Annotated in this window: 32 protein-coding genes; 25 read left to right on the forward strand and 7 right to left on the reverse strand. The window is 38.7% G+C overall.

Annotation, left to right across the window (positions count from 1 at the left end; translation table 11 throughout):
- A partial coding sequence (locus tag AC5YCE_RS00005; protein WP_496170210.1) for an IS982 family transposase occupies nt 1-500 on the forward strand: 500 nt, incomplete at its 5' end.
- Here the strand turns inward: AC5YCE_RS00005 and AC5YCE_RS00010 are convergent.
- Nucleotides 497-724 (reverse strand): hypothetical protein, encoded by a 228-nt coding sequence (locus AC5YCE_RS00010; protein ID WP_496170212.1) that lies wholly within the window; start codon nt 722-724, stop codon nt 497-499. The genes AC5YCE_RS00005 and AC5YCE_RS00010 overlap by 4 nt on opposite strands.
- Nucleotides 725-843: 119 nt before the next feature.
- On the opposite strand from AC5YCE_RS00010, the gene AC5YCE_RS00015 reads away from it, so the two are divergent.
- From AC5YCE_RS00015 to purB, 4 genes are read left to right on the forward strand one after another with little or no spacing between them, the layout of a single operon-like run.
- Nucleotides 844-1329 (forward strand): NUDIX hydrolase, encoded by a 486-nt coding sequence (locus AC5YCE_RS00015; protein WP_496170214.1) that lies wholly within the window; start codon nt 844-846, stop codon nt 1327-1329.
- A gap of 4 nt (nt 1330-1333) precedes the next feature.
- Nucleotides 1334-2467 (forward strand): tRNA 2-thiouridine(34) synthase MnmA, encoded by a 1134-nt coding sequence (gene mnmA, locus AC5YCE_RS00020; RefSeq protein WP_496170216.1) that lies wholly within the window; start codon nt 1334-1336, stop codon nt 2465-2467.
- A gap of 13 nt (nt 2468-2480) precedes the next feature.
- A complete protein-coding gene (gene hflD, locus AC5YCE_RS00025; protein ID WP_496170218.1) occupies nt 2481-3212 on the forward strand; it encodes a high frequency lysogenization protein HflD in 732 nt (243 codons plus the stop codon).
- A 56-nt stretch (nt 3213-3268) separates the two neighbouring features.
- Nucleotides 3269-4657 carry an adenylosuccinate lyase gene (purB, locus tag AC5YCE_RS00030; RefSeq protein WP_496170220.1) on the forward strand — a complete coding sequence of 463 codons (1389 nt, stop codon included), beginning with the start codon at nt 3269-3271 and terminating at the stop codon, nt 4655-4657.
- A gap of 177 nt (nt 4658-4834) precedes the next feature.
- Here the strand turns inward: purB and AC5YCE_RS00035 are convergent, their stop codons facing one another.
- Entirely contained in the window at nt 4835-5074 is a 240-nt protein-coding gene (locus AC5YCE_RS00035; protein ID WP_496170222.1) for a hypothetical protein, read from the reverse strand.
- A 181-nt stretch (nt 5075-5255) separates the two neighbouring features.
- Between AC5YCE_RS00035 and AC5YCE_RS00040 the strand changes: the two genes are divergently transcribed.
- A complete protein-coding gene (locus AC5YCE_RS00040; RefSeq protein WP_496170466.1) occupies nt 5256-5903 on the forward strand; it encodes a DUF2238 domain-containing protein in 648 nt (215 codons plus the stop codon).
- Between the two features lie 55 nt (nt 5904-5958).
- Here AC5YCE_RS00040 and sohB read toward each other — a convergent pair whose 3' ends face one another.
- Nucleotides 5959-6921 (reverse strand): protease SohB, encoded by a 963-nt coding sequence (gene sohB, locus AC5YCE_RS00045; protein WP_496170224.1) that lies wholly within the window; start codon nt 6919-6921, stop codon nt 5959-5961.
- A 287-nt stretch (nt 6922-7208) separates the two neighbouring features.
- Here sohB and AC5YCE_RS00050 point away from each other — a divergent pair, with 287 nt between their 5' ends.
- The 4 genes from AC5YCE_RS00050 to ruvB all read left to right on the forward strand — a co-directional run bounded on the left by AC5YCE_RS00050 (nt 7209) and on the right by ruvB (nt 10798).
- Nucleotides 7209-8549, forward strand: coding sequence for a deoxyguanosinetriphosphate triphosphohydrolase (locus tag AC5YCE_RS00050; protein ID WP_496170226.1), 1341 nt, complete (start codon nt 7209-7211; stop codon nt 8547-8549).
- A gap of 46 nt (nt 8550-8595) precedes the next feature.
- Nucleotides 8596-8877, forward strand: a complete 282-nt coding sequence (locus tag AC5YCE_RS00055; RefSeq protein WP_496170228.1) for a hypothetical protein — start codon at nt 8596-8598, stop codon at nt 8875-8877.
- A 293-nt stretch (nt 8878-9170) separates the two neighbouring features.
- Nucleotides 9171-9773, forward strand: coding sequence for a Holliday junction branch migration protein RuvA (gene ruvA, locus AC5YCE_RS00060; protein WP_496170230.1), 603 nt, complete (start codon nt 9171-9173; stop codon nt 9771-9773).
- Between the two features lie 17 nt (nt 9774-9790).
- Nucleotides 9791-10798 (forward strand): Holliday junction branch migration DNA helicase RuvB, encoded by a 1008-nt coding sequence (ruvB, locus tag AC5YCE_RS00065; RefSeq protein WP_496170232.1) that lies wholly within the window; start codon nt 9791-9793, stop codon nt 10796-10798.
- Nucleotides 10799-10831: 33 nt separating this feature from the next.
- Here the strand turns inward: ruvB and AC5YCE_RS00070 are convergent, their stop codons facing one another.
- The gene (locus AC5YCE_RS00070) at nt 10832-12346 is read right to left on the reverse strand and encodes an RNA-directed DNA polymerase (RefSeq protein ID WP_496170234.1); all 1515 of its coding nucleotides are present in this window, start codon (nt 12344-12346) and stop codon (nt 10832-10834) included.
- Nucleotides 12347-12647: 301 nt separating this feature from the next.
- Here AC5YCE_RS00070 and ybgC point away from each other — a divergent pair, with 301 nt between their 5' ends.
- The 6 genes from ybgC (at nt 12648) to pal (ending at nt 17678) form a co-directional block, all read left to right on the forward strand.
- Nucleotides 12648-13055: a tol-pal system-associated acyl-CoA thioesterase gene (gene ybgC / locus AC5YCE_RS00075; RefSeq protein WP_496126987.1), complete on the forward strand. Its 408-nt coding sequence runs from the start codon at nt 12648-12650 to the stop codon at nt 13053-13055.
- A 23-nt stretch (nt 13056-13078) separates the two neighbouring features.
- On the forward strand, nt 13079-13777 hold the full coding sequence (gene tolQ / locus AC5YCE_RS00080) for a protein TolQ (RefSeq protein WP_496126986.1): 699 nt from the start codon (nt 13079-13081) through the stop codon (nt 13775-13777).
- A complete protein-coding gene (gene tolR / locus AC5YCE_RS00085) occupies nt 13777-14232 on the forward strand; it encodes a protein TolR (RefSeq protein WP_496170236.1) in 456 nt (151 codons plus the stop codon). Before tolQ ends, tolR begins: the two co-directional genes overlap by 1 nt.
- Nucleotides 14233-14235: 3 nt before the next feature.
- A complete protein-coding gene (tolA, locus tag AC5YCE_RS00090) occupies nt 14236-15609 on the forward strand; it encodes a cell envelope integrity protein TolA (protein WP_496170238.1) in 1374 nt (457 codons plus the stop codon).
- A 178-nt stretch (nt 15610-15787) separates the two neighbouring features.
- A complete protein-coding gene (gene tolB, locus AC5YCE_RS00095; RefSeq protein WP_496170240.1) occupies nt 15788-17071 on the forward strand; it encodes a Tol-Pal system beta propeller repeat protein TolB in 1284 nt (427 codons plus the stop codon).
- Between the two features lie 28 nt (nt 17072-17099).
- On the forward strand, nt 17100-17678 hold the full coding sequence (gene pal, locus AC5YCE_RS00100) for a peptidoglycan-associated lipoprotein Pal (RefSeq protein ID WP_496170242.1): 579 nt from the start codon (nt 17100-17102) through the stop codon (nt 17676-17678).
- Between the two features lie 113 nt (nt 17679-17791).
- Here pal and AC5YCE_RS00105 read toward each other — a convergent pair whose 3' ends face one another.
- Nucleotides 17792-17971, reverse strand: a complete 180-nt coding sequence (locus AC5YCE_RS00105) for an NF038105 family protein (protein WP_496126981.1) — start codon at nt 17969-17971, stop codon at nt 17792-17794.
- Nucleotides 17972-18148: 177 nt separating this feature from the next.
- On the opposite strand from AC5YCE_RS00105, the gene AC5YCE_RS00110 reads away from it, so the two are divergent.
- From AC5YCE_RS00110 to AC5YCE_RS00130, 5 genes are all read left to right on the forward strand, one after another.
- A complete protein-coding gene (locus AC5YCE_RS00110; RefSeq protein WP_496170244.1) occupies nt 18149-19123 on the forward strand; it encodes a class 1 fructose-bisphosphatase in 975 nt (324 codons plus the stop codon).
- 87 nt (nt 19124-19210) lie between these two features.
- A complete protein-coding gene (locus tag AC5YCE_RS00115) occupies nt 19211-19987 on the forward strand; it encodes a TrmH family RNA methyltransferase (protein WP_496170246.1) in 777 nt (258 codons plus the stop codon).
- 160 nt (nt 19988-20147) lie between these two features.
- Nucleotides 20148-20768 carry an RNA polymerase sigma factor gene (locus AC5YCE_RS00120; protein ID WP_496126988.1) on the forward strand — a complete coding sequence of 207 codons (621 nt, stop codon included), beginning with the start codon at nt 20148-20150 and terminating at the stop codon, nt 20766-20768.
- A complete protein-coding gene (locus tag AC5YCE_RS00125; RefSeq protein WP_496170248.1) occupies nt 20758-21087 on the forward strand; it encodes a hypothetical protein in 330 nt (109 codons plus the stop codon). Before AC5YCE_RS00120 ends, AC5YCE_RS00125 begins: the two co-directional genes overlap by 11 nt.
- Nucleotides 21077-21487 (forward strand): DUF3106 domain-containing protein, encoded by a 411-nt coding sequence (locus AC5YCE_RS00130; protein ID WP_496170250.1) that lies wholly within the window; start codon nt 21077-21079, stop codon nt 21485-21487. Before AC5YCE_RS00125 ends, AC5YCE_RS00130 begins: the two co-directional genes overlap by 11 nt.
- A gap of 292 nt (nt 21488-21779) precedes the next feature.
- Here AC5YCE_RS00130 and rnk read toward each other — a convergent pair whose 3' ends face one another.
- Together rnk and glyA are read right to left on the reverse strand one after the other, a co-directional pair.
- Nucleotides 21780-22184, reverse strand: coding sequence for a nucleoside diphosphate kinase regulator (rnk, locus tag AC5YCE_RS00135; RefSeq protein ID WP_496170252.1), 405 nt, complete (start codon nt 22182-22184; stop codon nt 21780-21782).
- Nucleotides 22185-22334: 150 nt separating this feature from the next.
- A complete protein-coding gene (gene glyA / locus AC5YCE_RS00140) occupies nt 22335-23585 on the reverse strand; it encodes a serine hydroxymethyltransferase (protein ID WP_496170254.1) in 1251 nt (416 codons plus the stop codon).
- Nucleotides 23586-24316: 731 nt separating this feature from the next.
- On the opposite strand from glyA, the gene AC5YCE_RS00145 reads away from it, so the two are divergent.
- From AC5YCE_RS00145 to AC5YCE_RS00160, 4 genes are all read left to right on the forward strand, one after another.
- Nucleotides 24317-24766 (forward strand): hypothetical protein, encoded by a 450-nt coding sequence (locus AC5YCE_RS00145; RefSeq protein ID WP_496126973.1) that lies wholly within the window; start codon nt 24317-24319, stop codon nt 24764-24766.
- A 108-nt stretch (nt 24767-24874) separates the two neighbouring features.
- Nucleotides 24875-25564 carry a putative quorum-sensing-regulated virulence factor gene (locus AC5YCE_RS00150; protein WP_496170256.1) on the forward strand — a complete coding sequence of 230 codons (690 nt, stop codon included), beginning with the start codon at nt 24875-24877 and terminating at the stop codon, nt 25562-25564.
- 112 nt (nt 25565-25676) lie between these two features.
- Nucleotides 25677-25844 carry a hypothetical protein gene (locus tag AC5YCE_RS00155; protein ID WP_496170258.1) on the forward strand — a complete coding sequence of 56 codons (168 nt, stop codon included), beginning with the start codon at nt 25677-25679 and terminating at the stop codon, nt 25842-25844.
- Between the two features lie 149 nt (nt 25845-25993).
- Nucleotides 25994-26302, forward strand: a complete 309-nt coding sequence (locus AC5YCE_RS00160; protein ID WP_496170260.1) for a hypothetical protein — start codon at nt 25994-25996, stop codon at nt 26300-26302.
- Nucleotides 26303-26523: the final 221 nt, after the last annotated feature.

Raw genomic sequence — 26523 nt, forward strand, 5'->3', positions numbered from 1 at the left:
AACGTATTCAGCGTCATAAATCATTAGTCCAAATTGCATCACGTGGTAGAAGCTCAATGGGCTGGTTTTATGGCTGTAAATTACATATTGCGATGAATCAATTTGGTGAAATTGCTTGTTCTGCTTTGTCGAATGGACATGTTGCTGACATCAAAATGGTGGAGCAGTTGGTCGAGGGGTTCGAGGCAAAGCTTTATGCGGATCGTGGTTATATTAGTCAAGATTTAAAAATTAAGTTAAAAGATCAAGGTATTGATTTGATTACTTATCATCGGAAGAACATGCGGTCTGTTGAGCTCAGTGTGCCAGATGAATATCACTTAAAACAGCGCAATAAAATAGAAACGTTATTCAGCCTATTGAAAGGTCAATACAATTTAGTGACGAGTAAAGCACGCAGTGTTCGTGGATTTCTCAGTGGAATTTACGCCTCGTTATGTGCATATCAATTAACCCATCGAAATAAGCCAACAATTCAAATTATTGATTCATCGGCTTAAGCAGGATTCGGGTTAATAATAGTAAATATCGCCCCAATAGCAGTAAACCATGCCCCAAATTTTGCATAATAGTCAACTTCATTTTGAGTTATAGGTACAAAAAAAATACTTCCATAAATCGCACTTGGTAAATGTAATAAAATCAGTACTAAAAGCAGAAAAACTATGCCTATTTGTGCCTTACTATATAAAAAACTATCCAATTTGCTTACTATTTTTTTCAAACACCCTCCTACCATCTGATAAATAAAAATATTTTACCGTTTATTTGATAAGAAAATCCACATAGCCACACACCCCAAAATTTTATACAATAGTGCATCCTTATCCCTGGTGCTGTTTTATGACCGCTTGGACTGCTCATGTCACCGTCGCAACTGTTGTTGAAAAAGACGGAAAATTCCTCTTTGTCGAAGAACATACAGAAGGTGTGACGCATACTGTTTTTAATCAACCTGCTGGACATGTTGAAGTGGGTGAAACGATTATTGAAGCAGCCATTCGTGAAACCATGGAAGAAACAGGTTATGAGGTTGAAGTTCAATCTCTGCTTGGTATATATACTTATACGCCACCGATGTTTCCTGATCGTACCTATTACAGATTCTGTTTCTTAGCCAAAGAGATTAAGCATCATGTCGATGCTCAGCTTGATACAGATATCATTGGTGCAGTGTGGATGACACTCGATGAACTTGAAAATTCAGCTCGCGCACGCAGTCCACTCGTAGTCAAAGCGGTCAAAGATGCCCTTTCAGGTCAAAAATTTCCTTTATCGCTCGTTTATGAGCACCAAAATTCTCCCTTAATTTCAAATTTGGATGCCTAATCCTATGCAACAACGTGTCATCGTCGGTATGTCGGGTGGTGTAGATTCATCTGTTTCTGCAGCGCTTTTACTTCAACAAGGATATCAAGTTGAAGGGCTTTTCATGAAGAACTGGGAAGAAGATGACGGTACAGAATACTGTACAGCGATGGAAGACCTTGCTGATGCACAAGCTGTGTGTGACAAGATAGGGATCAAACTGCATACTGCAAACTTTGCCATGGAATATTGGGATCGTGTATTCGAACATTTCTTAGCAGAATATGCTGCGGGTCGTACGCCAAACCCAGATATTCTGTGTAATAAAGAAATCAAATTCCGTGCGTTCTTAGACCATGCTATGAATTTAGGCGCAGACTTTATTGCGACAGGTCATTATTGTCGTCGTGGTGAAACCTTAAAAAATTCACGTGGTGAAGAATATGCACCTCTGCTTCGTGGTGTAGATCAAAACAAAGACCAAACCTATTTCTTACATGCGGTTCATGGTCGTGAAATTAACAAGACCTTATTCCCTGTCGGTGAAATTGAAAAACCTGAAGTGCGTCGTATTGCGGAAGAGTTAGGTTTAGCCACTGCCAAGAAAAAAGACTCGACAGGCATTTGTTTTATTGGTGAACGTCGCTTCAATGACTTCCTCAAACAGTATCTGCCTGCGCAAGCAGGAAAAATTGTGCTGGATGATGGTAAAGAGGTTGGTGAACATCACGGCTTAATGTACTATACGCTCGGTCAGCGTGGTGGTATTGGTATGGGCGGCTTAAAAGGTGCTGCTGAAGGCGCTTGGTTTGTTCTATATAAAGACATTGAAAACAATCGTTTGGTGATTGGTCAAGGTCATGAACATCCACTGATGCAAAGTACCATTTTATGGTCAGAAGCGATTGACTGGGTGGCAGGTGAGCAAGCGATTCCTGAAACAGGTTTCCGCTGTACTGCCAAAACCCGTTACCGTCAGCCTGATCAAGCCTGTGTAATTTTCAATGATGATACAATGCCAAATGGTGTTCGTGTTGAATTTGATGAACCACAACGTGCTGTAACCCCAGGACAAAGTGTAGTGTTCTACGCAGATGAAGTTTGTTTAGGTGGGGGTGTGATTCATCATACCAATGCGCCAAAACCTGATTTTATTTAAAGGAATATCGGTCATGACAGAGTTACCGTTTCAACAGCCTCAAACTCTGAATGTTCGTCAAAATAGAGCGTTGGCTTTGGCTGCTGTGTTTCAATCTGCACAGCTCACCCACATGACTGCCCTCTCAGGACGACAGAGTATCGGTGAAAACGGTAACTTCTATTTAGAACAATTAATCAAGGCGAGTTTAAATATTCGCCCTGATACCAATCAAAACTGTCAGACCTTAGATTTCTTTCATCAGCTTGCCGACATTTCCCTCGGACTCAAAACATTAGAAAGTAGCATTACCCAACCGTTTACAACCTCCCCAAAATCTAGAATTCCCAAATTTGCCAATGCTAAACTGCCCATGTCTTATGCCATGGCATTGTTGCATTTAGAAAAGAAAGTCTATAGCAATCCGAAGTTTGTAGACATCATTGAAAAATCACAACAAAAAATATTAAAACAACTGTCTTTCTTCGATAACAATTATCTGCATCCAAGTATCATTGCCAATCTTGCTCAAACCTATGTCGAAACTGCGGGTTCGATTAACCCACGGATTATGGTCAAAGGCAGTGCTGAAGCATTTAAAGATACTGCACATACCAATCGCATTCGTGCATCCCTATTTACAGGTTTACAAATGGCGCATTTATGGCGTCAGTCGGGTGGAAGTTCATGGTCAATGATCTTCACCAAACGTAAGCTACTCAAAGATATTCAAGATCTGGCTCGTTTACAGTTTCAGGTGGTTTAACTGATGCTCAACGAGCTTACTGTTTTTCGTTTAATTCCAATGTCTAAGGAATCGTTATGAACGCTTTAACTGCACTTTCTCCACTTGATGGACGTTACGCGAGCAAATGTGATGCTCTTCGTCCTTTCTTATCTGAGTTTGGTTTGATCCATGCTCGTGTGACTGTAGAAGTACGCTGGTTACAAGCCCTTGCGAATCGTCCAGAAATCACAGAAGTGCCTGCTTTCTCGAACGAAACCAATGCAGCTTTAGATGCGATTGTTGCTGATTTTTCTGAAGATGATGCAAACCGCATTAAAGAAATTGAACGCACAACGAACCATGACGTGAAAGCAGTTGAATATTTCCTTAAAGAAAAAATTGCGCACATTGATGAACTCAAAAATGCAGGTGAGTTCATTCACTTTGCATGTACTTCTGAAGACATCAACAACTTGTCACATGCTTTAATGCTCAAAAGCGGTCGTGAAGTGCTAGTTCAAGCGATGCAGCAAATCATTGACTCAATCGTTGCACTTTCTGAAAAACATGCAGAACAACCAATGTTGTCTCGTACACATGGTCAAACGGCAAGCCCAACCACTTTGGGTAAAGAAATGGCGAACGTGGCATATCGCCTTGCACGTCAAATCAAACAATTTAAAAATGTTGAATTATTGGGCAAAATCAATGGTGCAGTCGGTAACTACAATGCGCATTACTCTGCTTATCCAGACATCAACTGGCCTGCGCATTCTCAAGCATTTGTAGAATCTTTAGGTTTAGAGTTTAACCCGTACACCACGCAAATCGAACCACATGATTACATGGCGGAACTTTTTGATGCACTACGTCGTTTCAACACCATCTTGATCGACTTTAACCGTGACGTTTGGGGTTATATCTCACTTGGTTTCTTCAAACAACGTTTGAAAGAAGGTGAAGTTGGTTCTTCAACCATGCCACACAAAGTAAACCCGATTGATTTCGAAAACTCTGAAGGTAACTTAGGCTTAGCAAATGCAGTTCTTGCTCACTTAGGTGAGAAACTTCCTGTATCTCGCTGGCAGCGTGACTTAACTGACTCAACTGTTCTTCGTAACATGGGTGTTGGTTTTGCACAAAGCTTGATCGCTTTTGAAGCATGTTCAAAAGGGATTGGTAAACTTGAATTGAATGCTGACCGTATTCTTGAAGACCTAGACAATGCGCAAGAAGTATTGGCTGAACCAATTCAAACCGTGATGCGTCGTTACAATGTTGAAAAGCCTTATGAAAAACTTAAAGCGCTTACTCGTGGTCAAGCAATGACTCGTGACATGATGGTGAATTTCGTGAATGGTAATGAACTTGAAGTGGTTCCTGCTGCTGACCGTGCACGTCTTGCAGAAATGACACCTGCGACTTATACAGGTAATGCTGCTGATCAAGCAAAACAAATCAAAGACCTAATATCTAAAATCTAAAATCTAAAATCTAAACTTTATAGATATTAGATTTTTAATAAAAAAGCGAAGCTCAGGCTTCGCTTTTTTATTTTAAATCTTTAATTTCCTTTCCTGTTAGCAGATGAGCATCCTCAGAATATATTCTGAGTGCGCAAGGGAGATGTGAAAGATTCACATCTTGGAATAACCATCATTTCATTCCATTGGACAGTATTTCGCCCAATCATCTTTCATTCTTTGTAATTCGCAGTTCGTTAACAACTCACTAAAATATACGTAGTAAATCGCATCTGGATATTGAATTTCATGGCGATACATCATGCCACGTAGTGACACTGAAAGCTCTTCGGGGAAATCATCGCCTAAATTGAGTTCTTCAAACTCATAATTAAAATAGCAATTTTGCGTTGCTAAAAATGCTTCTTTTACTGCCATCATCTAACCTAAAAGCAAATAAAAATATTTTATCGGATTTCAGTATTTAAAACTGTCAAACTTGCCTCAAACAAAGCAACTCGTTCAATTTTTGTTTAAACGCGACTGTGCAAATGAATCGATATTTTCTGATTTATTTTTCTTATATAATGCCGATAATTCTTATAAAGCCAATAACAATATGATTTACCATTCTTTAACGAGCAAACATTATTTTGTTTTGACTCTACTCATCATTGCCTTAATCATCGCCAGTATAAAACCGCTTGAATACGCCTCTTATGGCTTACATCAAATCGGTACAGCAATCATGCTCGTTTTCTTATTTTACTGCCTTAAAAAAGTAGGTCTAAGTTTTTGGTCATTTGCGCTTTATATTGGATTTTTACTGATACATATCTTAGGCGCACATTATTTATATTCTTATGTTCCCTACAATGATTGGATCGTAACTATTTTTAACTTCGATTTAAATCAAGCGCTGGGCTGGACTCGCAATATGTATGATCGCTTGGTTCATTTTGCCTATGGATTACTGCTCTATCCTTTTTTTCTGAGACTATTTCAAGTTTGGTTACCTCAACTTTCGGCAAAAATTTTATTTATATTGGTGGTTCAATTCGTGATGGCGACAAGTTTGGTTTATGAATGGATTGAATGGTTGATCGCGATTGGCTTATCTCCCGAAGAAGCTGAAAACTATAATGGTCAACAAGGCGATATTTGGGATGCACATAAAGATATGTGGATAGCCACCATCGGTTCAATCCTTTCAGGATTCATTCTGCTATTTAAAGTGGCTGAAAAACCTAACGAAAAGAAAACATGAAAACAAAAAAAGCCAATCATTAGATTGGCTTTTTATTTAACTTAACACTGGCAAATCATAATTTCGGATCACGCATTTGAACTAAATTTGAGTTCGCTTTGCTGAGCGATTCCATCACCTTATTCATCACTGCTGGAATGAAACTATCTGCCATTTGTGCAGCTTGTAAACCTAACTTTTCACCTAAAGTTGGCTTACGGCGAGTCTGAATCAGATAGACATCATGTTGCATCAATAAACTTAAGAGATATTCATCTGAAGTCTGTAGCTTATCCACCAAATTCAAATCAATCGCATCTTCACCGTACCAATGCTCTCCTGTTGCCACTTTTTCCACATTCAACTGCGGACGGTACTTTTCAACGAAGTGCTTAAATAACTTATGCGTTTGCTGAAGTTCTTCTTCAAACTTGGCTTTGCCCTCTTCCGTATTTTCACCAAACATAGTCACTGTACGTTTATATTGACCCGCGGTATACAGCTCGAAATCAACATTATGTTCTTTCAACAGGCGATTAAAATTCGGCACTTGCGCTACAACACCAATTGAACCCAAAACTGCAAAAGGCGCCGATACAATTTCATTGGCAATGCATGCCATCATGTAACCACCACTCGCCGCAACCTTATCGACAGAAATGGTCAGGTTAAAGCCTGCATCACGTAAACGAACCAATTGTGCAGCTGCAAGACCATAGCCATGCACCATTCCACCAGGGCTTTCAAGACGTAGTACAACACGATCACGACCCGCTTTTGCTGTCGCGAGGATCAGCGTAATTTCTTCACGAAGATTTTCAACAGCTGATGCTGCCATATCACCTTTAAAATCGAGCACATAAACTTTTTGATTATTCTTTTTACGCGTCTTCGCTTCTTTTGAAAATTGTTGAGACAACTGTAAAAGTTCGAACTTTGATGCTGTATTTTGAGCGATTTTCTTCCGTTGCTCGTTAATACGTGTATTGAGATGGGTGACACGAATTTCTGCAGTTAACTTTGGCAAATGGAATAACATAAAGCTCAATTCTCTAGAATATTTATTTATGGTTTTAAGATGAGGTCATTTCAAATAAAATTCAATAGCAACTATACATATTCTTGGTACAGCATTTACAATTCAGCTTCCTTTCAATCGTATCCGAACAAATCCATTGATTAAAATTGTTAGCGTTAAATAAGAGAATTTGCAAAGATTAGAGACGATGATTTGTAGCGGCAATAAGACAAATTATGTCGCACAAGCCTAGTGATTTAATGTAATTTTTGGCATGATCAACTCAAATAATGAAAGAATAAGCATCAATGACTCAAATGCGATGGTTAGAACTGCTTTCTACAGTTCGAATTGGAAGTACTAAACAAAGTTCTGAACAGGCTCGAAGCCCATTTCACAAAGACTATGACCGCATTATTTTTTCTCAGAGTTTTCGTCAACTGAATCGTAAGACCCAAGTTCATCCACTGACTCAACATGATGGTATTCATACACGCTTGACGCACTCATTAGAAGTGTCCTGCATTGGTCGTTCACTCGGTATGCTCGCTGCTGAAAAAATCCGTAATGAATTGCCAATCTGGATTTCACCCGCGGATGTGGGTGCGATTATTCAAGCGGCTTGTTTGGCGCATGACATAGGCAACCCTCCTTTTGGGCATGCAGGTGAATACGCCATTCGTGAATGGTTTGATGACGCCTCCCATGGGGATTTCCTTAAAGCTCTGTCTCCAGAACAGCAAGCCGATGTACGTCAGTTTGAAGGCAATGCACAAGGCTTAAGACTACTCACCAAAATTGACTACCACCCAAATGACGGTGGAATGCGCCTCACTTACGCAACCTTAGGGGCTTACTTAAAGTACCCATGGCTATCTAAAACCATCGACTCTCAAGGCAATACACCTGCAAATCAACGCGCGAAGTTTGGGTGTTATCAAGCAGAGAAAGAAATATTAAAACAAATTGGTGAGCAACTTGGTTTAATTCAGTATGGTGAATACCACTTTTGCCGTCATCCACTGACCTATCTATTAGAAGCTGCGGATGATATTTGCTACGCTTTAATTGATTTAGAAGATGGCATTATTTTAAATATGCTGTCTTATGAAGAAGTTGAACCGATCTTTCTCGATCTCATTGGTGATTATGGTAAGCCATCAGAATTAGCAACGCCTTACACCACTTGGCAACAGAAAATCGCTGCACTTCGCGGACGTGTGATGAAACGCTTAGTCGATGAAGTCACCACAGCATTTTCTAAACATCATTTTGAAATTTTGTCAGGTCAACTGAAAGGCAGTTTATTGCAGTATTGTTCACCTGATATTGAACAAGGTATTGATAAAGCGAAGAACTTAGCTCGTGAAAAAATTTTTGAGCATCCGCAAAAAGCTGGTTTGGAAATTATTGCGCATCAAAGCTTGCAACACATTTTGGATGCCTTTATTCCACTCACGACACCAGACAAAGTGCATAGTTTTAAAGAAGGTCGCTTACTTTCGATTATTTCAGGATTAGGCGTTCGTTTTAGTGATGATCACTATGACAATATCATGCAAGTGTTGGATATTATTTCGAAACTTTCAGACCATCAGGCTTATAACTTGGCGCAAGAGTTACAAGGCAATAAGGTGGGGTTTCTATGAATTATTTATGGCTTCGAACAAATTATTATAGTCGTGTGTGATGGTTATGAATCAAACTGAAGATGATTTTTGGGCTGGTATTATTCAATTATTGTTCATTGGATTCATCATTGGTTTTCTAGTACTCATCGTAAAGCTGTTAAGTAGTTTTGAAGTAAAATACACCAAACCTCATGTGAAAACGCCACTCGAAGAACGACTTAAAATGCTACCGGATTCTGCAAAACAACTGAGTGATGAAGCCAAACTCATTTTTCCTGAACAGCTCAATCAACCTGAGTCATTTGATTTTCATTGGACACATCAGACCAAAAAACTTGAACTATGAATTCCAATCGAGCGATTCAGTGATCAACACTTAAAATCAATCTATTTAAATCGTTATTTGGAACATAATTGGAACTTTGAGGAAAAAGAATATAAGTTCACGTTTATAAATCAACAGTCAAAAAATGAAAGCTGTATTGATAAACATGTAAATGAAAACTCTAATTACGGAGTGGTCAAATTTGTGGTGAAAGGTGAACCGTGTTGGTAAGAATAAATATCCCATAAATTATTTTGCCAATAATATAAACTCTCATTACTATTCAACCATCAACAAAGAAGTGAATAAATTCAATGATCGGATGTTTAATTGGTGAAGTGCTTGCACTCGAAGCGCCAACAGTTCTACTCAATGTAAATGGTGTGGGTTATGAAATTGACACCCCGCTGTCTACATTTTGCCAATTACAAAAAGGTCAAAAAGTTACCCTGTGGACGCATTTAGCCGTGCGTGAAGATGCCCAACTGCTTTATGGCTTTATGCATCAACAAGAAAAAATCATTTTTAGAACGCTTTTAAAAGTAAACGGCGTCGGTCCTAAAATGGCTTTGGGTATTCTTTCAACCCTCAGCGTAGAAATGCTGATCCATACGGTTGAACATAGCGATGTAAAAACATTGGTTAAAGTTCCGGGTGTGGGTGCAAAAACAGCGGAACGCTTAATGATCGAACTGCGTGATCGTTTTAAAAACTTTGCTGTATCAGGTGGTTCGACCCATACCAATACTTCACAAATTCAATTTACAGGCAATTCTGCGGTTGCTGAAGCTGAAGCTGCTTTACAATCTTTAGGCTATAAACCTGCCGAAGCACAAAAACTGATTAATGCAGTCAAAGCAGAATATACTGAAGCAGCCGATATCATTCGCGCGGCTTTAAAATCAATGAATAAATAGGTTAAATCAGCTCAACTATGCAAGACCGTATTATCAGTGGTTCTGAAAAACCCGAAGATCATTTTGATCGTGCCATTCGCCCGACCTCACTTGAAGACTATATTGGTCAGCCTGTGGTACGTGAGCAAATGGAAATTTTCATTGGTGCTGCTCGTGGTCGTGGTGAAGCACTTGATCATACCTTGATTTTTGGTCCTCCCGGTCTAGGGAAAACCACGCTTGCGAATATTATTGCGCGTGAAATGGGTGGCAACCTCAAATCTACCTCTGGTCCTGTATTGGAACGTGCAGGTGATTTGGCAGCCATGCTGACCAATTTAGAGGAAGGTGACGTTTTATTTATTGACGAAATTCATCGTCTGTCACCTGTGATTGAAGAAATTCTCTATCCTGCGATGGAGGATTACCAACTCGATATCATGATTGGTGAAGGGCCGGGTGCTCGATCGATTAAACTGGATTTACCGCCATTCACTTTGGTGGCAGCCACCACTCGTGCCGGACTCCTCACCTCGCCTTTGCGTGACCGTTTTGGTATTGTTCAGCGTTTAGAGTTCTATTCTGTTGAAGATTTGACGCATATTGTGGCGCGCTCTGCAAACTTAATGGATGTACCAACCACAGCTGATGGTGCGCTAGAAATTGCACGTCGTGCGCGTGGTACACCACGTATTGCCAATCGTTTGCTGCGTCGCGTGCGTGACTATGCTCAGGTCAAAGGCACAGGTGAAGTGACGCAAGAAATGGCGCAACGTGCATTGGATATGTTGAATGTTGATAAAGATGGCTTGGATACGCTAGACCGTCGTTATTTGTCGATGTTACTTGAGCGTTTTGATGGCGGTCCTGCTGGTGTTGAAGCTTTGGCGGCAGCCATGGCGGAAGACTCAGGCACACTTGAAGATGTGATTGAGCCTTATTTGATTCAGCAAGGTTATGCGATGCGTACTGCTCGTGGTCGTATTGCAACCAATCAAGCTTATTTACAGTTTGGGATGACACCGCCAGAGCCGAAAGAGAAGTGATTAAGGAGGGAGGATTATTCTCCCTTCCCATTCTTAATATTGTTGAGTATTTGGCACAAAGATTTCTTCATCTTGTATTACATTTTCTAACTCACTTAAAGTATCAAAATTATAAAGAATCGATTCTTTTACAATACTCCTTAGTTTTTGATCTTTAACCCACTCATTATTCCATAATTCTTCTTCAAAAATACTATTATCATACTTAACTTGATCACAAAGCTTTTCTTTAAATTTCTTATTATCACCTAATATTGGGAATGTAATTCTTTGCATCCATATATCAATTAATCCTGTATTAAGCTTTATGTTCAAACGTTGCTCTACTAGTTCAATAATATCTTTTTTTTCCTCATAATTTTCAATACAGTTTAAAAGTAAACTTATTAGTTGAGCACAAACTTCTATACCACATGGGTTTTTCTTTAAAATTTCAACAACAACACCAATTAAAACCTTAGGACTTTCACCATATAATCCATTTTCTTCAATGCTTTTACATATTCTAGAAATTTTCGAATTTATTTGATTAGAATTTCTATTCTCCTTACAAAAAATAAGAATTTTTATTAATTTATTTTGGATGGTTTCTTTTTGATAATCAGCATCAAAAAATAAAAGGGATTGTAACTTATCTTTTTTCAAGGAGCCTAGAACAACATCTTCTGTAAAAAATGTCTTAGATGGATTTGTTTTCATACCTAGTTCTTGTAGAGTTATAGCAAGTTCGCGAGAAATAATATCAATATAATCTTTATTATTTGAAAAAATACGATAATCATCACGATATCTTAAAATATAATAATCTTTTTTGTTTATCCCATGTCCAATTATTTTTTTTGTAAGTTCACTATCTGAGTAAGTTAAAACCAATTCTGCTATAAAATCCATTAAAACTGAGCCTTGAGGTATTCCATTAGTTTGACCATAAGTCATATTTCTAACTTTGGTATCAACCATGGCTCCTATAGTAAAATTTTTTCCAGATTTTCCAGCTTCCTTTGTTTCAATTGCCCATTCAATTGCATGTGTATAAATACTTGGATAACAGTTTGAAATATCCGTAACAAATAAATAATCATATTCCATTGACTTGATTATCGATTCCTTCTCAACTCTTTCCACCCATCTTGATATAGTTTTCTCTTTTTGATCATTCTCTAATGTAACGATAGGGAAACTCTCGCAGACAACATTTGAAAAACTAATGTGATTCTTAATTTTTTCAATAATATATTCCCAGTTATCTGTCAAATATATCACTAAGTCCACATACAATATTGGATTAATTAATTCAAAAAGTCTCCAATCATACAACCCATCTTTATTAGTTCTAATTTTATAATTAACATCTGCAAAAATCTTAGGTTTGTTCTCCTTAAAGTTAATTGGTTTCTCTTGGATATATTTATAAATGTCTTTCAAGACATTATTAAAGCAAAAGTATGTTGGTAAATTGATATTGCAATAAGCATGGCTTTTTAAAAAAAACTCTTTAGCTTGCTCATTAGTCATATGTAATAATGTTTTGTACTCTTGATTTGACATTTAAAACCCTATACTGAATTAGCCAATTTTTAGTTGGTATTACATATACTCTCAAGTTTAATACCTGATTTAAATAATTTAATAAAGCTAATTTCTTATCTAGGTTTTATCATTGCCAATCAACGAATTCAATTACAGCATAATTGAAACCTTGTGCCATTGGACTGAAACTTGAGAGTGATAAACTGCGGGCCTTTGCAGTACATTGTTCTCAGCAAATATTTTGTGCATCATGTTCAAAATATAAGAACAATCAAATCACCAAAAATCCAAGATCCAAAGCTAGACATGGGAAATGAATATGGCGAACAAATTTGAATTTCAAATTCGTGTATATATAGAAGATACCGATGCAGGAGGTATTGTTTATCACGCCAATCACATCCGCTTTATGGAACGTGCTCGTACAGAATGGTTACGTGCTTCAGGCATTTCTCATTACTGGCATCAAAAAGACTACAACTTCGTCGTGCATAAAATTGGACTAAAATATTCACGCCCAATCCTTATGGATGATTTAATTACTGTTACAGCGAGTGTCGTTTCGTGTAAAGCCACGTCTTTTGTGTTGCAACAAAATATTTATCGTGGTGAAATCATGCTAGCTTCTGGCGAGGTTGAATTAGCGTGTATTAGCGCTGAAATGAGACCGCTCAGAATTCCGAATGAAATCCGTGATTTGATCCAAAGAGAATTGAATCACGAATAAAAATACTATTGGCACATGTAACTATGGCAACACAACTAGAATCTTCGCTTCACATTTCAGATCTTATCTTACAGGCGAGCCCTGTTGTTCAATTGGTCATGCTGGTCTTGGTACTGGCATCCCTCTTGAGTTGGTACCTTATTGCCAAGTTACATATGACCTTTAAAAAAGCCGAACAAGGCGATGAGCATTTCCAAAAAGTATTCTGGTCAGGCGCTGAGCTCAATACGCTTTATAATAATGCCCAAGTCAATTCTAAACGTGATGGCTTAGAAGATATCTTTTACAATGGTTTTGGTGAATTCCTTAAACTCAAGAAAACCAAAGCAGATTTAACCCATACCATTGATGGTACAGAACGTATTTTACGTGTCGGTTTAAGCCGTGATCAAGGTCGCATGGAAAATGGTCTAGGCGCACTGGCAAGTATTGGTTCGGTTGCACCGTATATCGGTCTATTTGGTACAGTGTGGGGCATCATGAATGCCTTTATTGGTCTTGCCCAAGTCGATCAAGTGACCCTTGCAACGGTTGCACCTGGTATTGCCGAAGCATTGATTGCGACTGCAATTGGTTTATTTGCTGCAATCCCTGCTGTTTTAGCATTTAACCATTTCACCTCGAAAAGCGAAGAAGTGTATTCAGACCGTGCTTTATTTGCAGAAGAAATGGTGGCGTTATTACAACGTCAATCTGTGGGAACTACACAGGATTCTGAATAATGGCTATTCAACGTTCAGGACGTTTTGATCGCGTTAAAAAACCACTTAAAAGTGATATGAATGTCGTGCCTTATATCGACGTCATGTTGGTGCTTTTAGTGATTTTCATGGTGACTGCACCCATGATTACCAGTGGGATCAAGGTGGACTTGCCTGAAGCAAATGGCACGCCTATTGAATCTAAAGACACTCCTGCGATGGTCAGCATTGATGCCGATGGACGTTATTTCCTAAAGCATAAAGAAAACACATCAAAAGATCCCTTGACCCTAAGTGAGTTAACATCTCTTTTAAGCACTGCACAAGAAAATGCTCAAGCTGAAAATAAGCAACTGACTGTCGTTATTGAGGGTGATAAAACTCGTCCTTATGGTCAGGTCATTGCTTTAATGTCAAGTCTGCAAGATGCGGGTTTAACCCAAGTTGGACTGCTTACTGCTGAGTCTGAAAAATAAGCTATGAACGATTCTAAAAAGCCTTTGTCAAAAGAAACGAAGATTGCATTAGGGTTTACTGTTGCAGTCCATGTTGTGGCGATTACAGGCTTGCTTTTTCTAGGTTTAACCAAACCACCTGAACCACTAAAACAAATTAAAACCGTACTGATCAAACCCGAAGACCTAAAACCTATCCCACCCGAACCTAAACCTCTCGTGGAATCGGATAGTGCTGAAACAGCGCATGAGAATGTTAAGCCTGATATTCAACAAACGGCTGAACCAGTGCAAGATGCACCCAATATACCAACGGTAGTTCCTCCTTTACCTAAAGTGGATACTGCCCAAAAGCAAGCCCTTGCCGCAGAGCAAAAAGCCGTTCAAGCTGCTAAAGCTGCTGAACAAGCAAAAGCAAATGCGCTGCAAAAAGAGCGTGAAGCAAAAGCTGATGCTGCCGCAAAAGCGAAGACTGATGCTGCCAATAAAGCAAAAGCGGATGCCGCTGCGAAAGCTAAAACCGATGCAGCCAATAAAGCCAAAGCGGATGCCCCTGCAAAAGTTAAAAACGACGCAGCCAATAAAGCCAAAGCGGATGCCGCTGCGAAAGCTAAAAACGACGCAGCCAATAAAGCCAAAGCGGATGCCGCTGCGAAAGCTAAAAACGACGCAGCCAATAAAGCCAAAGCTGATGCTGTTGCTAAAGCTAAAGCTAAAAACGATGCAGCCAATAAAGCCAAAGCGGATGCCGCTGCAAAAGCTAAAACTGACGCAGCCAATAAAGCCAACGCGGATGCCGCTGCGAAAGCTAAAAACGACGCAGCCAATAAAGCCAAAGCGGATGCCGCTGCAAAAGCTAAAACTGACGCAGCCAATAAAGCCAAAGCGGATGCCGCTGCGAAAGCGAAGACTGACGCAGCCAATAAAGCTAAAGCGGATGCCGCTGCAAAAGCTAAAAACGATGCAGCCAATAAAGCCAAAGCGGATGCCGCTGCAAAAGCTAAAAACGATGCAGCCAATAAAGCCAAAGCGGATGCCGAAGCTAAAGAACGTGCTGCTGCCGAAGAGAAAGCGTCTTCTGCTCAAAAAGCTAAGGAAGAAGCTGCTAATAAAAAAGCAGAAGCTAAGAAAATTGCTTCTTCAGCTAGAAGAGAATTTACAGAAAAAGTCACAAGAGCTTGGCGTATGCCACTCAATTCTTCAGGTCAAAAAGCGACAGCTCGCGTAAACCTTAGTGATAGTGGTTCAGTCACCAGTGTAGTGGTCAATGCATCTGATCCAGACGTGAAAGCGAGTGTTGAACAAGCGGTTCGTGCTGCTGCACCCTATCCAATGCCTTCAGACCCGGAAGCACGTAGTCAAGCACGTAGTTTTACCGCTTCCTTTACTGTCAAATAATCTATCGCCAAATAATCACTTTGAAATCATTCAATTATAAACACCCTACTTCGGTAAGGTGTTTATTTAAAATTCACTGAATATTTATAATTACATGCTTTATATAGATTAAAATCATGTCATTATGCTACAAAGCTACAACATTCTAAAAATTAGTATTTTGAGTACGTGACACACCATGAAGATCATCTCTAAACACGTTTTAAGTCTCGCAATTATTGCGACGTTTATTCCTGCTTCTATGACAACGGCAAATGCACAATTGCATTTGGAAATTGCAAAAGCACCCGAACAAGCCCCTAAAATTGCCATTGTTCCATTTGCTAATGACCCTTCTCTTTATCCCATTATTGAGCAAGATTTAAATCGTTCGGGTCGTTTTAGCAGTGCATCTAAAAATTTACCTGCAACGGCAACCATGAACAATGCCAATGGTGCAGCATGGCAGTCAGCAGGTGTTCCTTATGTGGTGACTGGGGATGTTAAAAAGAATGCTGATGGTTCTTTGAACGTTCATTACCAACTGTATGACGTAGAGAAAAAAACATATTTACTGAATGAATTACTCACTGTCCCTGCTTCTCGCCTTCGCTCTGCGGGTCATATGATCAGTGATACGATTTATGAAGCGATTACAGGAATTAAAGGTGATTTCAGTGGTCGTATTGCTTATGTGTTACGTAATCCTGCAACGCCAGATACACGTTATACACTTCAAATTGCAGATACAGACGGCGAACAGCCACGGACTATTTTAAGTTCACGTGATCCGATTCTATCTCCTGCATGGACACCCGATGCCAAGAAAATCGCTTACGTTTCATTTGAAACCAAACGCCCTGCGATTTATGTACAGGATTTGGCAACAGGTCAGCGTGAAAAATTAGCCGGTTTCCGTGGATTAAACGGTGCACCAAGCTTCTCACCAGATGGTAAAAGTATGTTGTTTACTGCCTCTATGCATGACAACCCTGAAATCTATCAAATGGATTTAAGTACACGTCAAGTTAAGCGCATGACCAACGACAGTGCAATTGATACAGAAGCGCGCTACACACCCGATGGTAAAGGCTTTATCTTTACCTCTGACCGTGGTGGTTCAGCTCAAATTTATCGCTATAGCTTTGCTGATGGTACGACTAAACGCTTAACTTTCCGTGGTGCATTTAATGCACGTGGTTCTTTAAGCGCAGATGGCAAATACGTGGCACTCGTACATCGTCCATCGGGCAGCAATTACAAAGTTGCGATTCAAGAAATCTCAACGGGTATTACCAATATTTTGACACCGACCAGCTTAGATGAATCCCCAAGCTTCTCTCCAAACGGTCAAATGGTGGTCTATGCAACACGTGAAAATAGCCGTGGTTTGCTCTCTATCATGTCAACCGATGGTCGCTTCCGTATGAATTTACCAAGTGAACAAGGTGAAGTGCGCGAACCGGCTTGGGCACCCAAATAACTGATTTTTTAATTTTAAGGAAATGAACATGAATGCTATGAAGACTTTCGCCTTACCACTGATCACTGTCAGCTTAATCATGGCAGGTTGTGCAACACGCAAACCGACGACCGATCTTAACAATGATCCATCGAGCAATGTTCCAAGTACATCAACGACAGTGAATACGTCTGGTTTAAGCGAAGATGCTGCATTAAACGCTCAAAATCTAGCTGGTGCTTCAGCTAAGGGCGTAACTGAAGCAAATAAAGCATTTTTAGCAAAACGTGTTGTGCATTTTGATTATGACAGCAGTGAATTATCCAATGAAGATTATCAAACGCTACAAGCACATGCTCAATTTTTAAATGCCAATGCAAACTCTAAAATTGCATTAACAGGTCATACGGATGAGCGTGGCACACGTGAATACAACATGGCTTTGGGTGAGCGTCGCGCTAAAGCAGTTCAAAGCTATTTAATCACCAATGGTGTAAATGCGACTCAGCTTGAAGCGGTCAGTTACGGTAAAGAAATGCCGATTAATGCTGGACATGATGAAGCGGCTTGGAAAGAAAACCGCCGTGTAGAATTAAACTACGAAGCTGTTCCACCCCTTCTAAAATAATGATTTTTTAGGTTATTTTAGACCTTAAAAAAGCGCTCCATTTGATGAGCGCTTTTTTATTGATCATTTTTAAACCTAGCAATAGCTCATTCATACATCGAGTACATTTAGCTTTATGACTCTGGCATGGGATGGGCTTGCATAGACTCAATCATGTCATGCTTGTTAAATTTTTTATATTCAGGCTTAGACTCATATTCCTTCCAAGCTTCTTTCGATTTTTCAGTACTCACACTTTGAACATCGAAAGCTTCACCCGCGGTTGGAGTCGCCTCAAACTTTTGAATGGTCATGTTAGTGCTCCTTGTATTCTAAACATCCCTACCATCAACATAGCATGTTCTAAAACTCTTTCAAGCCTAAAATCACCACATTTTTCGAATAAGGTTTCTATTTTGATTCGAACTCTCTAAAATAGACATCAATCACTGTATTGCTATATTTTTAACGCTTTTTGGAGCTCATTTGCTATGTCATACCGCACCCTCTCCCAATATCTAGAACAACAACAAGGGAATCTTACACCTGAACTTTCAGATGTAATCAATACAATCGCTACGACATGCAAAAGCATTGATCTTTTACTACAAAAGGGCGCTTTAGCAGGTGTTTTAGGGAGTGCCCAAAATGAAAATGTTCAAGGTGAAGAACAAAAGAAACTCGATGTTATTTCAAATGATTATTTAATCGATGCATTAAAAATCAATCCGAATGTTGGCGGTTTGGCATCTGAAGAACTCGATGACTTTACCCCAGCGCAAGAAAATGGAAAATATCTTGTATTGTTTGATCCACTTGATGGTTCAAGCAATATCGATATCAACATGTGTGTCGGTACCATCTTCTCAATTCTTCCTGCAAAAAATGCAGTCACGACTTCTGAAGACTTCATGCAAGCAGGTACACAACAAGTAGCAGCAGGTTATGTATTGTATGGTCCATCAACCATGATGGCACTAACTTTAGGCGCTGGCACTGTATTCTTTACTTTTGATCCTGAATCAAAAGAATTTTTACTGACTTCTGAAAATGTTCAAGTTGGCGCAGATACCAAAGAATATGCAATCAATGCATCCAATCAGCGTCATTGGGAAGCACCAGTTCAACGCTATATTGATGAATTAATCGCAGGAAAAACAGGTCCTCGTGAGAAAGATTTCAATATGCGTTGGGTTGCATGTATGGTCGGAGATATTCACCGTATCCTTTGCCGTACAGGTATTTTCATGTATCCATACGATACCAAAGACCCTCAAAAGGCAGGTCGTTTACGCCTAATGTATGAAGCAAACCCGATGAGTATGTTGATGGAACAAGCTGGTGGTGCATCAACAACAGGTCGTGTACGTATTTTAGATATCCAACCGACTGACTTGCATCAACGTGTTCCTGTGATCATTGGGTCTAAGAACGAAGTTGATCTCGTTACTCAATACCATAATTAATTTTTAGTTATATTAATTTTTACGTATATTTTTTTACCTATAGTAGACGCTAGATCATCTATCTAGCGTCTATGGATTTATAAAACCATGGCAATGATTTATCTTGAATCAAAAGACAACCCTAAAATTAAGCACTTACGTGGTTTAATTGAGCAAAATACCTATCGTAAAAAACAAGGACAAACCGTTCTTGAAGGTACGCATTTATGTCTCGCTTGGCTTGAGAAAAAACGTCAAATTACTTCGATTTTCACCACAGAAAAAGCGATTGAACATCCAGATTTCGACAAAATTGCAGAACTTTATGCGGGTACTGTTTTTGTGATTGGCGAATCGCTTTACAGAGAAATTAGTACCCTTGGTACAAGCTTAGCATGCTTGGCAGTTGTTGATATTCCCTCATCAACGCATTCGCTAAACTTTGATGCAGATACCTTAGTGCTTGAAAATGTTCAAGACCCAGGGAACGTTGGTACACTTCTTCGTTCAGCTGCAGCAGCAGGGATCAAACAAATTGTCTCTACAAAAGGTTCAGCATCGTTATGGTCTCCTCGCGTTCTACGTGCAGGCATGGGTGCACACTTCGCTGTAAACACCTATGAAAATGTTGAAATTGAAGAGATTTTGTCTAAATTTACGATTCCAGTGTATGTCACCAGTTCACACGAATCAGAAAGTTTATACAGCAAAGATCTCAGCCAACCTAGCGTTTGGGTTCTAGGCAATGAAGGTCAAGGTGTATCAGAGTATGCACTTGCCAATGCTGCTGCAGTCTCTATCCCTCAACCCGGTGGTCAAGAATCACTGAACGTCGCCATTGCGGGTTCGATCTGCTTCTTTGAAATGGTTCGCCAACGCATCTAAATGGTTAATTTATATTAACCATCTCTCCCTAATCTGGGAAAATCATTTAAACTGCTAAAAATAGTTGCTTTAATTGTCAACCTATCATTATTTTTATACGTTATATAAGTATGACATTAACAATAATGGTGGGTACCCAATGACGGGATTTTCCATCTCTATGGATTTAGCACCGAAAAAATCAAAGATTGATGATTCAAGTGTTCTTGTGAGCACGGCTGAACAACGCCTGAAGAATTTCATGCGAGAAGTCACTGGACGTGCTTTAGTGATGATGGAAAGTGCAACCCAAGGTCATAATGGGATTGCAATGGACTTAGTGCAAGAAGCTTTTATTTCACTGCATAAATCCTATTCAGATAAATCTACTGAAGAATGGTATCCCCTGTTCTACACCATTCTGAATAACAAATTACAAGACTGGCGTCGTAAGGAATCGCGACGTGCTTTTCCATTTTCACTTTTCAAAAAAGCTGATCTAGATTCTGATGAAGATGAAACTTTGGACATTGTGGATGAGTCCACACCTAATCCATTACAGTTTCTATCGCAAGAACTCACCATGGAAGAAATTCAGTCTGCTATTTCAAAACTTCCTGTCCGCCAACAACAAGCATTTATGCTGAGAGCCTGGGAAGGTTTTGATACACATACAACTGCAGAGATTATGAACTGCTCGGATGGATCGGTTAAAACTCATTACCACCGAGCTATTCAAGGTTTAAGAAATTCTCTATCGCATTTAAACCCTCATTCAGGAGGTTCATTTGATGAAGAATAATGATGAATTCGCAAAACAAGTAACGGCTAAGCTCGACCAACTTGCGCACAACCATAGAAATAAAGCTGTGGTGATGGAGCATGTTTTAGAAAAGATTCAAACGAAGTCCATCGCTTCTCAATTGATGACTTGGAAAATGACAGGCTTCGCCTTAGCTGCAGCAATCACTGGCTTTGTTGTACTGCCAAATGCTGTTGATTTAGGTGAAAAACCCAATACCCAACAAGTGGTTGTTAGCCCTAAACTATCTCCACAAATGATGGAAGATTTAGAGATGCTTTCTGTATTTGGTGAGGATAAAGTCGTTCATGGTAGCTAAAAATTTAGTTTTGGCTTTTTGTGCGCTTAGTTTCCTGCAAACCAGTTTTGCAGGCTACGAGCGTTTTTGGATTTTTTCTAAAGATGCAGATACTCAAGTAAGTGAAACTTGGGATGCATTATCAGATGATGAACAACGTGCACTTATTAAACGCTATCAAAATCTAAAAGAGATTCCAGAAAGCCAGAGTATTGAACTTCAACAAAAAATGGATTGGTTTACTCAACTGCCTGAGCAAGAAAAGTCTCAAATGCGTGAAGCATGGCAAAAAATGAGTTCTTCTGAGCGTAATGAACTCCGCCGAAAAATGCAAAAAGCAACGACAAGTGAACAGCGTAAAGAAATTCGTGAAAGTTATTTCTCTAAATATGTTGAAGAGATTGCTATTATGCAAAAGTAATTCATAACTTTTAAATTGCTTAATGAATTTATACTTTGCTCAAGAAAATTAAAGCCCAAACGATCATCGCTTAGGCTTTTTATTATCCTATTTAACCCGAATCCTGCTTAAAGAAATGAGATTATTCATCTTGAGACTTACCCATCATTTTGAGCATAAAAAAGTCTATTCTTTGGTCTGATAACACTAAAAACTAATCATAAAATTACATTGAGCTTATGATTTTAAAGAAAAATCCTTATCCGCGATTCGGGTTATTTAGTTTAAATAAAATATTTTCAAATTCTAAATACTATAAATAATGACCTTCGCGCTCAGGCTGATAAATCACCTTTTCAATTTTCACTTTCATCAATTGACCATCTGGTTGTGGCCACTCAATTTCTTGCCCTTCTGCCAAACCTAAAATGGCTGTACCAATCGGCGCAATCACATTCACCTGCCCCTTTTCACCTAAAAACTCATGTGGATAGACCAAAACAATTTCTGTGGGTTCAACCGCAGGGGCAATCGTGATCATCACTCGGGCATTCATACTGACGACATTACTCGGAACATCTTGTGGTGCAACGACTTCTGCACGCGCCAATTCATTTTCCAAATGTTGCATGGTCGGTGTAAGTTTCGTCTGATGTTCTAGCATCGTTTCTAAACGATGTAGATCTTGTTCTGAAACAATAATATTGGGCTTATCCATTTATTCAATTCCTTATTCACGCAAATCTATAAATTGCGTATTTTTCATTCTTATCTGTGCATCATTTATAACAGAAAATATAGCCTTAGATAACTATTTATGTATTCATAAAAAAAGCCTCCCTAAAGGAGGCTCCTTTCAACGTTTAACTTATGCGTAAACTGGAAATTTAGCGCATACGGTTTCAACTTTCGCCTTAACCGCATTAATAACAGCTTCGTCGCCTTTAACATCAAGGATGTCAGCAATCCAACCTGCAAGGTCGCGAACTTCTGATTCGCCAAAACCACGTGTAGTTACTGCTGGTGTACCAATACGGATACCAGAAGTGACAAATGGAGAGCGTGGATCGTTTGGTACAGAGTTTTTGTTCACAGTAATGTGAGCAGCACCTAACCAAGCATCCGCTTCTTTACCTGTAATGTCTTGTTTGATTAAAGACAATAGGAATAAATGGTTTTTCGTACCACCTGAAACAATTTCGTAACCACGTGCAATGAGTACTTCAGCCATTGCTTGAGCATTAATCACCACTTGTTGCTGGTAAGCTTTGTATTCAGGCGCCATTGCTTCTTTAAAGCAGATTGCTTTAGCAGCAACAGCGTGTACTAATGGACCGCCTTGGTTACCTGGGAACACAGCAGACTGTAGTTTTTTCTCGATTTCTTCGTTTGCTTTTGCAAGGATTAAACCAGAACGCGGACCACGAAGTGTTTTGTGAGTCGTCGTTGTTGTTACGTCAGCAATTTGAACTGGGCTTGGATAAACACCAGCAGCAACTAAACCAGCAACGTGAGCCATATCTACAAATAGGTAAGCGCCAACTTTGTCCGCGATGTCACGGAAACGCTGCCAATCAACGATTTGACTATACGCAGAGAAACCAGCCACGATCATTTTTGGCTTGTGTTCTACAGCTAAACGTTCAACTTCTTCGTAATCAATCTCACCTGTTTCAGGGTTTAAACCGTATTGAATCGCGTTATACGTTTTACCAGAGAAGCTTACTTTTGCACCGTGCGTCAAGTGACCACCGTGAGCAAGGCTCATACCCAAAACTGTATCGCCTGGGTTAAGTAGCGCTAAGTAAACCGCTGAGTTTGCTTGTGAACCTGCATGTGGCTGAACGTTAGCATAATCAGCACCAAAGAGTTCTTTAGCACGGTCAATCGCCAATTGTTCGATAATGTCTACGTATTCACAACCACCATAATAGCGTTTGCCTGGGTAGCCTTCCGCATATTTATTGGTAAGTTTAGAACCTTGAGCTTCCATTACTGCAGGTGAGCAATAGTTTTCAGAAGCAATTAACTCGATGTGCGCTTCTTGGCGTGCATCTTCTTGAGTGATTGCTTTCGCGATTTCTGGATCAAATTCAGCAATTGAGATATTGGCAAACATTAGCGAGGTCCTATTAAATTAGGGCTTTTAAGCCGTGCTAAGATTGGCGCGTATTGTAGCACGAAGTTTATGAATTTCGAGAATGAAGTTTAGTCAGTTTGCATTAAATATGATTCATTTTAAGAGATGGTGTTTCAGTAAATGTTCAAAACAAGCCTTTGAAATATGATGAAAGATTTAATAAGTCTAATATTTATAAATGATTTAACGCTTTCACCACTTTAAATATGATGATCAACTCATTTAAGTCCCTTCAATAATGTGTTCTTTATATTTTTGAGCATATTTCTAGAATTCGATTTAATGAAAATTTGGATGTTACTTAACCCGAATCGCGGATAAGGATTTTTCTTTAAAATCATAAGCTCAATGTAATTTTATGATTAGTTTTTAGTGTTATCAGACCAAAGAATAGACTTTTTTATGCTCAAAATGATGGATAAGTCTCAAGATGAATAATCTCATTTCTTTAAGCAGGATTTGGGTTACTTAACCCGAATCGCGGATAAGGATTTTTCTTTAAAATCATAAGCTAAATGTAATTTTATGATTAGTTTTTAGTGTTATCAGACCAAAGCATAGACTTTTTTATGCTCAAAATGATGGATAAGTCTCAAGATGAATGATCTCATTTCCTTAAGCAGGATTCGGGTTACTTATGATGTGATCTTGAAAAATTCATTAAAAAGTGTAAATTATCAAAAATATAACATAATGATATTTATTAACTTATGCTGGCATTTATTACACTTATCATAGGTTTTAGCTTAGGCTATATTGTTGCAAAGTATAAATATAAAATTAACCTTAAGAGCTATGTAACAAAACCTTCAGCTAGTCATCCGAACTTTCAGCACAAATTGCATATGAAAGCTCATCATCAAAGCGATAGTGATCGCATCCGTGAACTAAATCGTTTAGATACCAATCAAAGTATTTTTTTAAGACAGCTCAAACAAAATTTTCAAGAACATGAAATTGCGATTAAGAATAAAAGATTCATTATTTTAGACAAAGATCGTATGCCTAGAGCCATTTTTGAATATCGAGATGGAACTGAACCTATGAAACTTATCGATCGCGAAGATGGTATTCCTCTCTTTCTATATAAGGGACTTATTTCAACTGATGCGATTAGACAAGATCGTTTGAGTATCATTTCTGCTCAAACTCATCGCTAATCTAGGATTTAGTTTAAAAAATTGCAGATTGATCACAAATTTGCCTGTGCGTGAATTCGTGAAAATGATAAATTATTTTCAAATATATTTGCACTGACGGAAAACAGCATGCAAGCCATCATTCTCGATACTGAAACGCATACATTGAATGGTTTACCCATCGAGATTGCATATGCACCGATAGAAATTGAAGCTGGTAAACTCAGTCTTGATCGTTCAAAAATGTTTGATCAACTTTATAGTATTGGTGATGAAAAAATTTCATTTGCAGCCATGGCTGTGCATCATATATTAGAAGCTGATATTGTCCATCAACCCAATTTTAGTACTTTTACCCTTCCTGCTGAGACTATTTATATCATTGGCCATAACATTGATTATGATATTCGTGCGATTCAGACCTGTGGTGTCGACACCTCGCATATCAAAGCCATTTGCACACTTGCCCTTGCTCGACTCGTTTGGCCTGATGCTGAAGCACACAACATTTCAGCACTCATCTACATGATCAGTAAAGGCAGTGAAAAAGCCCGTGAAATGTTAAAAGGTGCACATCGTGCTGATGCAGATATCATTTTAACGGCTAATATTTTGATGCATATTGTCCATAAGCTAAATATCCAAAATATTGAAGAGCTTTATGAAGCGTCTGAAGATGCACGTATTCCTCGCTCAATTAATTTTGGTAAACACCGTGGTACAGCAATCGTGGATTTACCATCGGACTATGTGCAATGGTTATTACGCCAAGAAGACTTAGATCCATACTTAAGAAAAGCACTAGAATTGAGAATCTAATCACATTCTAAATTACTGTTTTATATAGTTATTTTAAAAATAACTTATGTAACAATAGTGTAATTATCACATAGTATCTTCATCCCTAATTCATACTTGCGGTCGATTAGGGATGAATCAATACTACAAAACTCAATTAGGTATAGACACACTACATTCAAGATCAAAAAACTTGAATGCTCGTCAACGCCGATTATTGGTCCTGATCGCTACAGAGGATTTCAACTTACTGACTGACCAATTTAAGCAACAAATTGCAACACCCGAATTATTAGAATAACTGAGTTCTTTAGGGCTAATTTCTAGCTCACATTTGGATCAGATCTCACAGCATTCAGAAATTCAAGTTAAAGTTGAAACCATACGACTTAAGCAAATTTTAAAAACAGCGCTGAATCAAATGAATTACACGCCAATCTTAAAAATGAAGTGATTGAACTAAACCCCTTAACACCACCAACTCAACAGGTACAAACGAATATTCAATCTCAAAAGCACTTCGATGAATTAAATATTCATCAAATACAGACATTAATGATTGAATTGCTTGAGCAATACTGCGGACTTATGGCAAAACCTCTCATCATTGAAATTAAAAAGTCTCAAAATCTCTCAACATTGAAAATGTGCCAAATTCAATGGATTACACATTTACAAGAGTCTCGAATCGCACCGACACTACTCAATCAGTACTTACAGCAAATTAATTATTCAATTCATCAACTTATGCATAGCTAGTCGTATTTTTTGATGTAAGCCAGTGCTTTACATATTGACTGCTTCATTAAAATAGTTGATTAAAATTGATTTTTTTATTCAATTTAGGTTTAAATCTAAAGGCTTTTTTCTACACCAAAAATAATATTCATCAAAAAAAATGTAAGAGCTTTAAATTTGATCGCCTTTTACGAGTCATTATGTATTAATAATCCACTCTAAATTAAGTGAATCAATACGCT

This window comes from Acinetobacter sp. CY79, assembly GCF_059515845.1.